Origin of the sequence: uncultured Bacteroides sp. (assembly GCF_910585845.1) — a bacterium.
Classification (GTDB): Bacteria; Bacteroidota; Bacteroidia; order Bacteroidales; family Bacteroidaceae; genus Bacteroides.
Genome location: NZ_CAJUHF010000041.1, coordinates 24,898 through 33,415, shown reverse-complemented (window position 1 = coordinate 33,415; position 8,518 = coordinate 24,898). Strand labels below are relative to the sequence as shown.

The 8,518-nt window shown below is 54.3% G+C and carries 7 protein-coding genes; all 7 read left to right on the top strand.

Annotated elements, in window-relative coordinates; genetic code table 11:
• Positions 1-544 precede the first annotated feature (544 nt).
• The 7 genes from QZ323_RS11085 (at position 545) to QZ323_RS11055 (ending at position 8,491) form a co-directional block, all read left to right on the top strand.
• On the top strand, positions 545-2,725 hold the full coding sequence (locus QZ323_RS11085; protein ID WP_294634753.1) for a DUF362 domain-containing protein: 2,181 nt from the start codon (positions 545-547) through the stop codon (positions 2,723-2,725).
• 27 nt (positions 2,726-2,752) lie between these two features.
• Positions 2,753-3,322, top strand: a complete 570-nt coding sequence (locus QZ323_RS11080; RefSeq protein ID WP_294634752.1) for a glycosyl hydrolase family 28-related protein — start codon at positions 2,753-2,755, stop codon at positions 3,320-3,322.
• On the top strand, positions 3,319-4,119 hold the full coding sequence (locus QZ323_RS11075; RefSeq protein WP_294634751.1) for a glycosyl hydrolase family 28 protein: 801 nt from the start codon (positions 3,319-3,321) through the stop codon (positions 4,117-4,119). The genes QZ323_RS11080 and QZ323_RS11075 overlap by 4 nt, the downstream gene beginning before the upstream one ends.
• 8 nt (positions 4,120-4,127) lie before the next feature.
• Positions 4,128-6,020, top strand: a complete 1,893-nt coding sequence (locus QZ323_RS11070; RefSeq protein WP_294634754.1) for a glycoside hydrolase family 97 protein — start codon at positions 4,128-4,130, stop codon at positions 6,018-6,020.
• 99 nt (positions 6,021-6,119) lie between these two features.
• On the top strand, positions 6,120-6,290 hold the full coding sequence (locus tag QZ323_RS11065) for a hypothetical protein (protein WP_294634750.1): 171 nt from the start codon (positions 6,120-6,122) through the stop codon (positions 6,288-6,290).
• A 20-nt stretch (positions 6,291-6,310) separates the two neighbouring features.
• Positions 6,311-6,445, top strand: a complete 135-nt coding sequence (locus QZ323_RS11060) for a hypothetical protein (RefSeq protein ID WP_294634749.1) — start codon at positions 6,311-6,313, stop codon at positions 6,443-6,445.
• Positions 6,446-6,544: 99 nt separating this feature from the next.
• Positions 6,545-8,491, top strand: a complete 1,947-nt coding sequence (locus QZ323_RS11055; protein ID WP_294634748.1) for a glycoside hydrolase family 97 protein — start codon at positions 6,545-6,547, stop codon at positions 8,489-8,491.
• The last annotated feature ends 27 nt before the right edge of the window (positions 8,492-8,518 follow it).

Sequence of the window (8,518 nt, the reverse complement as noted above, 5' to 3'; positions counted from 1 at the left end):
TCGTCTAAACTGACGGGCTAATTCTTCGTATCCTTTGTTCTCGCTGAATAGTTACCGGTTCACGAAAAATGGTTAAATAAACTTAATGATTTTGCCTTTTTTCCCCGTTCTTTCTCCGGTTTATTGCCTTTTTTCTGTCACTCCGGGGGCGCTCTGTCTCCAGTGTGCCTCCAGTCCTAAGGAATGGCAATGCACTGGAGCTGTAACGTTAACACTATGACCCTGTATTGTTAACGAAATGTTAATCGACTGTTTCCCCACTGCGTTATAGTTGCATTACTGATTTTGCGTCCTTATACTTGCTCCCCCCTCCGTCACTCTGTCGCTCGTCACTCTGTCGCTCGTCACTCGTAGCTCCGTCGCTCGTCACTTGTAGCTCCCCAACCCTCTTCCTGCCCGAAAATCCCGCTATCCCCGTCGATTCGGGCATATAATTGCCTTTGTGAGACGAATTTTCAAGCATTTGATGGAATACTGATAACCGCTTTACCTGCATATCCCTACTTTTGTAAACAGGAAAAATAAACTTTATATCTGGTAGATAATGAATACAACGATTAAAAAATGGTTTTTCAAGACCTGTCCGAAGAGCGGACGGATTGTAGGAGTGAACAAGAAGAACGTCGTCCTGAAGATATTCTTCCCCCTGTTCGGGTTGGCCGCTTTGGTCTGGTTTCTGATACGTGTGGTGCCGAAACCCTCGCGCATCGAATACCCTTGCCAGCAGATAGCCGCCCCCGTGGCTCTCTCTTTCGTGGCCTTTGCCGGTAGCGTGCTGACGGGCTTCGGAGCATGGAAACGCTTCATGGCCTTGTGGCGTTCGCGCCGGTTCTGCATGGGCATGTCCGTGCTGGCCGTGGGAGCGGTGCTCTCCGGAGTGCTCTACGTGATGTCGGTGGACAACTCCCTGATGGGACAAGTGGTACGCCGGCAGATAGACAACGGCACCGACATGGGACGTTTCACCCCCACCGATGCCCCCAACTCGCCCATGGGCGTAGCCAAAGGCATCCATCCCGGACGCGTGGCATGGGCCTACGACCCCAAGGCAGCCGCATGGGACGGAAAACGCGGACTTTATTCGGATGCGGATAACAACAGCCAGACGCGCGTGAACGACATGATGGAAGGTGCCATCATCGCCCTGACCCGTCAGAACACGATCGACAAGGCCTGGGATGAACTCTTCCGCACCTTCAACGCCAAGAAGGGCAAGGGAGAGGTCTCTTATAAGAAAGGTGAGAAGATCGCCGTCAAAATCAACCTCAACGACAACGGGGGAAGCAACATCATCGATGCCACACCGCAGTCGGTCTACGCCTTGCTCCACCAGTTGGTCGATATCATGGGCGTCCCCCAACACTGCATCACGGTCTACGATGCGCAGCGTCGCGGCATCTCTGCCGTATACGACTACGTGCAGCCGCTCTACCCCGAGGTGGTCTATCAGAACTGGGGCGGCTTCGTGCCCAACGTCATCACCTATTCCAGCGAAATCACCGACGCCGCCGCCCGCGGCCTCGCCCGTGCCGCCTACGAAGCGGACTACATGATCAACATGGCCCTCATGAAGCGGCACTCCGAACCCACCGACAGCTGGCGTGACAGTGCCGGACAGACTGGAATCACCTCCACCGGAAAGAACCATTTCGGCTCCATCGGCAACGTCTCCCCCCTGCACCTCTCCATCCGCGACTGGTCTTCATTCCGCGGCATGGGAACCTACAACTCCATCGTCGACCTGATGGCACACGAGCGTCTGGGCGGAAACACGCTGGTCTATATCGTCGACGCCATGTACGTCAACCCCAAACACAACGGCAAGGCAGTCCGCTTCAAGCTCCCGCCCTTCAACGACGGCTGGACTTCCAGTTTCCTGGCCTCCAACGACCAAGTGGCCATCGAATCCGTAGTGCTCGACTTCATCTACTCCGAGCTGCCCCTGTGCGCCAATGCCGACAACTTCCTGCATGAAGCGTCCCAAATCGGCAATCCCCCCTCAGGCATCGCCTACATGGGCAAGGCTGAAGGCAGCCTGGGCGTGCACGAACACTGGAACAATCCCACACAGCGCATGTACAGCCGCAACCTGGGCACCGGCAAGGGCGTCGAACTCTATCGCGTTCCGCTCGATGCCGCGCGTCCCGCCATCGAATACTTCTATGCAGACGCCAATGCCCTGCACTACAAAACCTCGAATGCCGACGCCCTGCGCCTGAACGGCAAGACGCTGCCCGATGCCGAAGGCAGCATCCCCCTCGCCGTGAAGAAGACGACGGATTTCTGTCTCGAGACCCTGAAGGACGGCAAGGCAACCTCCTCGCAACGCGTCGTAGTGCGTCGTCTGGAGAACGTCTCCCTCTGTCAGGCAAAAGACCTGAAACGGGCCGGCTCGGTTGCGCTGAACGACGACGGCTCCGTAGAGTTCAAAGGTGAAAAAGGTAGCTCACATGGCAGTGTGAGCTGGAAGGTGGACCTCCCGCGCAAGGGAGAGTATTACTTGGTAGTCTCCTACGCAGGCGGCGATCCGGTTCCTTCCTACCTCTACATCAACGGAGAGAAAATAAGCGAGAACATCGGCTACTTGGCCACTTCGGGCAACCGGCGCAAGGAGTTCGTCTTCCCCGTCTCCCTGGCGAAGGGAACCAACGAACTGCGCCTTGAGCATCCCGGAAGACGCAGCAACAGGCTCTATTCGGTGGGCATCGTACGCGAGATAAAATAAGATACTTACTATTTAATAACCATGAAAATGAAGAAACATATCCTCCTGTTATTTGCAATGTTTCTGCTGCCGTTTGCCGTGCAGGCAGAAACATTCAACGTGAAGAAGTACGGCGCAAAGGGCAATGGCAAGAAATTAGATTCGCCCGCCATCCAGAAAGCCATCGATGCCTGCCATGAGGCGGGCGGCGGCACCGTGCTTGTCCCCGCCGGAACCTACCTGTCCGCCACCATCGTGCTGAAAGACAACGTCAACCTGCACCTCGAGAAGGACGCCCTCATCCTGGGCACCACCGACTACAAGGCATACAAGAATCTCGACCCCTTCACCGAAGGCCTGGGCATCGATGTCGGCTGGGCACTGCTCGTTGCCGTAGACGCCAAGAACGTCTCCCTGACAGGTGAGGGAAGCATAGACGGCCAGGGCTCCGCCCTCAAAGAGCGGCATATCAAGACCGATATCCGTCCCGAAGGACAACGTTGGGGCTTGCGTCCCTTCCTGCTCCGCTGGGTGCGCTGCGAAAACATACGTGTGGAAAGGGTGACCCTGAAGTACGCCGGGCCTGGACCTCACACTACTTCCAGTGCCGCAACGTGAATATCCATCAGGTCACCATCCGCAGCTTCGGCGTGGCACACAACGACGGCATCAATATCGACGGTTGCCAGCACGTGCGCATCAGCCGGTGCGACATCGTCAGCGGAGACGATGCCCTGTGCTTCAAGACCACTTCCAGCAAGATGGGCTGCGACGATATCGTCGTGACCGACATGAAGCTGAAGAGCAATCAGGCAGGCATTAAGATGGGAACCGAGTCGATGGGCAGTTTTGAGAACATAAAAATCAGCAACTGCCACATCTACGACACCAAGAACGGGGGAATCAAACTCTTCTCGGTAGACGGTGCCCACCTCCGCAATGTCGAGATATCCGACATCACGATGGACGAGGTACGTACCCCGATGCTGTTCCGCCTGGGTGCCCGTCTGAACGTGTTCCGCAAGCACGAGGACGTGCAGCAGTCTATTGGCGTCTTCGAGAACGTGACCATCCGCAACGTGAAGGCCGTAGCCGCCGATAAGGCACAGCTGACGCCTCCCTCCGGCATCCTCATTACAGGCATCCCGGGACATTACATCACCAACCTCACCCTGGAGAATATCCACATCCGCCTGCTGGGCACCGGTACGCCGGAGGACGCCCTGTCGCAAGTGCCGGAAGCGGTATACAAGTACCTGGAAGTGAAGACCTTCGGCCCCAAGATTCCGGCTTGCGGCGTCTGGGCGCGTCATGTGAAAGGCTTGAAACTGAAAAACGTTACATTTGAACTGAAGAATCCCGACGCACGTCCCGAGCTGATTTGTGAAGACGGAGACATGCAGGTCTATAAATAATGCGGATGATGAAGAAACTGATCAGTATCCTATGGCTGAGTGCCTGTACGCTGTTCTGTGCCTATGCGCAGACGCGCTTTCCGGTTAATAGTCCGGACGGCTCCATCTCTTTGATTCTGAAATTGAAGGACAGAGAGTTGTATTATGAAGTAGAGAAGAACGGTACTGCCGTATTGGCGGAAGCCCCCGTGCGTATGACCGTAGACGAGGCGGAACTTTGCCGTTCCCTCGAAGTACTGTCGGCAGACGGCTATCAGACGGATAATGCTTACCCCATCCGCGGCAGCCACTCCCGGGCGACGGACAAGGGCAACGGGCAGCTCCTCAAGTTGCGGAATACGCAGCTGAAGGTCGACTTCTCCATCGAAGCGCGCGCCTACGATGACGGCATTGCCTTCCGTATGCAGCTTCCCGGCAGGAAAGGGGAGGTCAGGACACCGGACGAACATACCGTGTTCACACTGCCTGCGGGGAGTCAGGTATGGTATCACGACATGTATTGCCACTACGAAGGTATTCACCTCAAGAAAGAGGTCTCCGAAATCCGTCAAGGCGAGTGGGCCGCCCCTCCGGTGACCGTGCAGTTGCCGGGCGATGCCGGTTACCTCTGCCTGTCCGAAGCCGCCTTGATGAACTATGCCGGTATGTCTTTGCAGGCAAACGGTAAGAATGGGTTTGAAACCAAGTTAGGCCATGCACAACCCGCAGGATATCCTTTCGCACATGATTATAGTCTGGCGGAGGCGCAGCGCCTCTCACAGTCGGCCGCCTTGGAGGGCACGATTACGACTCCTTGGCGTGCTGTCATCATAGCCGATGACTTGAACGAACTGGTCAATTCAGACTTGATCACCAACCTGTCTCCGGCACCGGATAAGCGCTTGTTCCCCAAGGGCGTGAATACGGATTGGATTAAGCCGGGCCGCTCCGTGTGGTGCTGGCTGGACGGCGGGGCACGGACAGTGGAGGGAATGAAAGAGTTCTCCAAGCTGGCTGGCGAGTTAGGGTTCGAGTACAATACGGTGGATGCTTTCTGGTATCGCTGGACCGACGAACAGCTGAAAGACCTGGTGGATTACTCGGCGCAGTATGGGGTTAAGATCTGGCTGTGGCGTCACGGTCGTGACATGCGCGATCCTCAGAAGCGCAAAGAGCTGTTTGCACGCTGCCGGCGGTTGGGCATCGCAGGCTTGAAGCTGGATGCCTTCTCGCACGAGTCTAAGGAGTTTATCGACCTATACCAAGCCTGCCTGAAAGAGGCGGCGGAGCATAAACTGATGTTGAACATTCATGGCAGCAACAAAACTGCGGGCGAAGTGCGTACATGGCCCAATGAGATGAGCCGTGAAGGCATCCGCGGACTGGAATATGGTAAGAACCAGTATGAATGGAGTATGCACAATACGACATTGTCCTTCAGCCGTCTGGTCGTAGGAGCCGGAGATTATACGCCTGTGGTTTTCGGGGAACGCCGTCTGGAGACTTCGTGGGTGCATCAGGTGGCTACGGCACTTGTTTTCAATTCTTCTGTCATCTTCTTCGGGTCGCATCCGAAGACCATGTTGGATAATCCTGCCGTACAGTTGCTGAAGCAGATACCTGCCATCTGGGACGAAACCGTCGTGTTGCCGTCCAGCCGCATAGGCGAGGTTGCCGCATTTGCGCGGAGAAGCGGGAAAACGTGGTTCTTGGCCGTGCTGAACGGACAAGAGGAACGCTCTTTGCAATTCCCCCTGTCATTCTTAGGCGACGGATGGTACGAAGGGATGGTACTGAACGACCGCCCTGCCGATGCGGCAGCTATCAAGACAGAGCGCGTCTTTTGCAGGAAGTCTGACGCCCTGACCGGGCATATGCGTGCGGGTGGTGGATATATTGTGATGTTCACTCCTCAGGAATAAGTTGGGAAGAAATCAAGGATTAGTCAAGAATAGACTAAGAATAAATTAAGAATAAGTTAAGGATTAGTCAAGAATAAGTAATGATTAACAATGAATACCATGAATAAACTATTGAGCACAGTCATGCTACTGTCGGTGGTATTGTTTGCCGCCTGTACGGCTCCCGATAAATGGGAGTTGGTGTCTAAGGACAGTCACGTCCGCTTTGTTTTAGAAAACAGGGCGGATGGAGGAAAAACGAGCCTCAGCTATTCCCCCTGTCATTCTTAGGCGACGGATGGTACGAAGGGATGGTACTGAACGACCGCCCTGCCGATGCGGCAGCTATCAAGACAGAGCGCGTCTTTTGCAGGAAGTCTGACGCCCTGACCGGGCATATGCGTGCGGGTGGTGGATATATTGTGATGTTCACTCCTCAGGAATAAGTTGGGAAGAAATCAAGGATTAGTCAAGAATAGACTAAGAATAAATTAAGAATAAGTTAAGGATTAGTCAAGAATAAGTAATGATTAACAATGAATACCATGAATAAACTATTGAGCACAGTCATGCTACTGTCGGTGGTATTGTTTGCCGCCTGTACGGCTCCCGATAAATGGGAGTTGGTGTCTAAGGACAGTCACGTCCGCTTTGTTTTAGAAAACAGGGCGGATGGAGGAAAAACGAGCCTCAGCTATTCCGTTTACTATCGAGATACGTTGGCTGTAGAGAACTCTCTCTTAGGTCTGGTAATGGACGGTACTGAATACGGTACAGCCGCCCATTTTGTTTCCGCTTCTCCCGTAAAGGAGATCAACGATGCCTATCAGCTGAAAGCGGGAAAGCGGATGAATACGGTGGATGATTGCCGTGAGCAGACCTTCACATTCAGTACTCAAGAGGGAAAGCAGTTCAATCTGATCATACGGGCCTACAATGATGGTATCGCTTTCCGTTATGGATTCCCAGAGGTTGACAACCGGATGCATACGATTCAGGCGGAACATACTGAGTTTGCCGTACCCGTGAACGGAAAGGCGTGGATACACCCTTATGATTGGAACGATCGTCATAAGCCGAGCTATGAGCAATATTGCCGGAACGAGATAGAGATCCGTTCGGAGTGCGGGCATGGACGTGGTTGGGCATATCCCATGTTGTTCAACACCAATGGCGTGTGGATGATGATAACAGAAGCCCATCTGGATGGTTCCTATCCCGCCACGCATGTCGATAATGCGGGCACGGACAATGCCTATCGGGTCCGTTTCCCCGAGTTGGAAGAGCCTGTCATTCCTGATGCCGTAGAGCCTGTATCCGAACTGCCTTGGCTTACTCCCTGGCGGGTTATCATCGTGGGAAATAACCTGGATACGATATTCCGTACCCAAATGGTTTCGCATCTGAACCCTGCCTCGGTAGTGGAGGATGACGCTTGGATAAAGGCAGGACGTGCCTCTTGGAGCTGGTGGTCCAACGGAGGTACTCCTCGCGACTATAAGGCACAGTTGAAGTATGTAGACCTCAGCGCAGAGATGGGCTGGGAATATATGCTGATCGATGCCGGTTGGCAGCGCATGGGCAACGGAGGCACGATGGAAGACGTGGTGAAGTATGCACAACAGAAAGGGGTAGGCGTGTGGTTATGGTATCATTCCGGTGCTGGGCGTGATAATGACTCCGTACCGACGCACCGTCTGATGAGTGATCCGGAATTACGTCGTGCCGAAATGAAACGCATCAGCGAGATCGGGGTCAAAGGAATCAAGGTCGACTTCTTTGATACGGACAAACAGCGGATCATCGGTCTTTATCCGGCATTGCTGAAAGATGCTGCCGACCATCATCTGCTGGTCGACCTGCACGGGGCAACCTTACCTCGCGGCTTTGAGCGCACTTACCCGAATATGCTGACCACTGAGGCGATCCGTGGTGCAGAGACACTGGGACGTCAGGAGCGTTGCGACCGAGCCGCTGCGCACAATGCCACAGTACCCTTCACACGCAATGTCGTAGGTTCGATGGATTATACTCCGGTGACCTTCTCCAATAAAGTCCGCCAAGGCGTACCTGCATTGCGCAGGACTACCGTAGGGCATCAGTTGGCACTTGCCGTAGTCTTCGAGTCCGGCTTCCAGTGCTTGGCGGATAAGGCGGAATCTTATCTTGCATTGCCTGAGCAGCCGAAACAGTTTCTGAAAGACGTTCCGGCAGCTTGGGATGAAAGCCGCCTGTTGGCAGGCTATCCGGGAGAGTGTGCGGTTGTGGCACGCCGTTCGGGTGATGTATGGTATATTGGCGGTATCAACGGCAAGGAGGAAGAACACGAAATCGAGTTTGCCCTTCCGGCTGAATGTGCCGGCAAGTCCTTTACGGTGATAACAGACGGAGAAGATAAGGACAGCTTCGGCCATATGCCTGTAGAGAGTACGGATGGAACGTTGCGTGTAAAAGTGCTGCCGAACGGCGGGTTTGCCGCTATTATCCGTTGAGTGCGGAGGCGTAATGATTGGGAATAT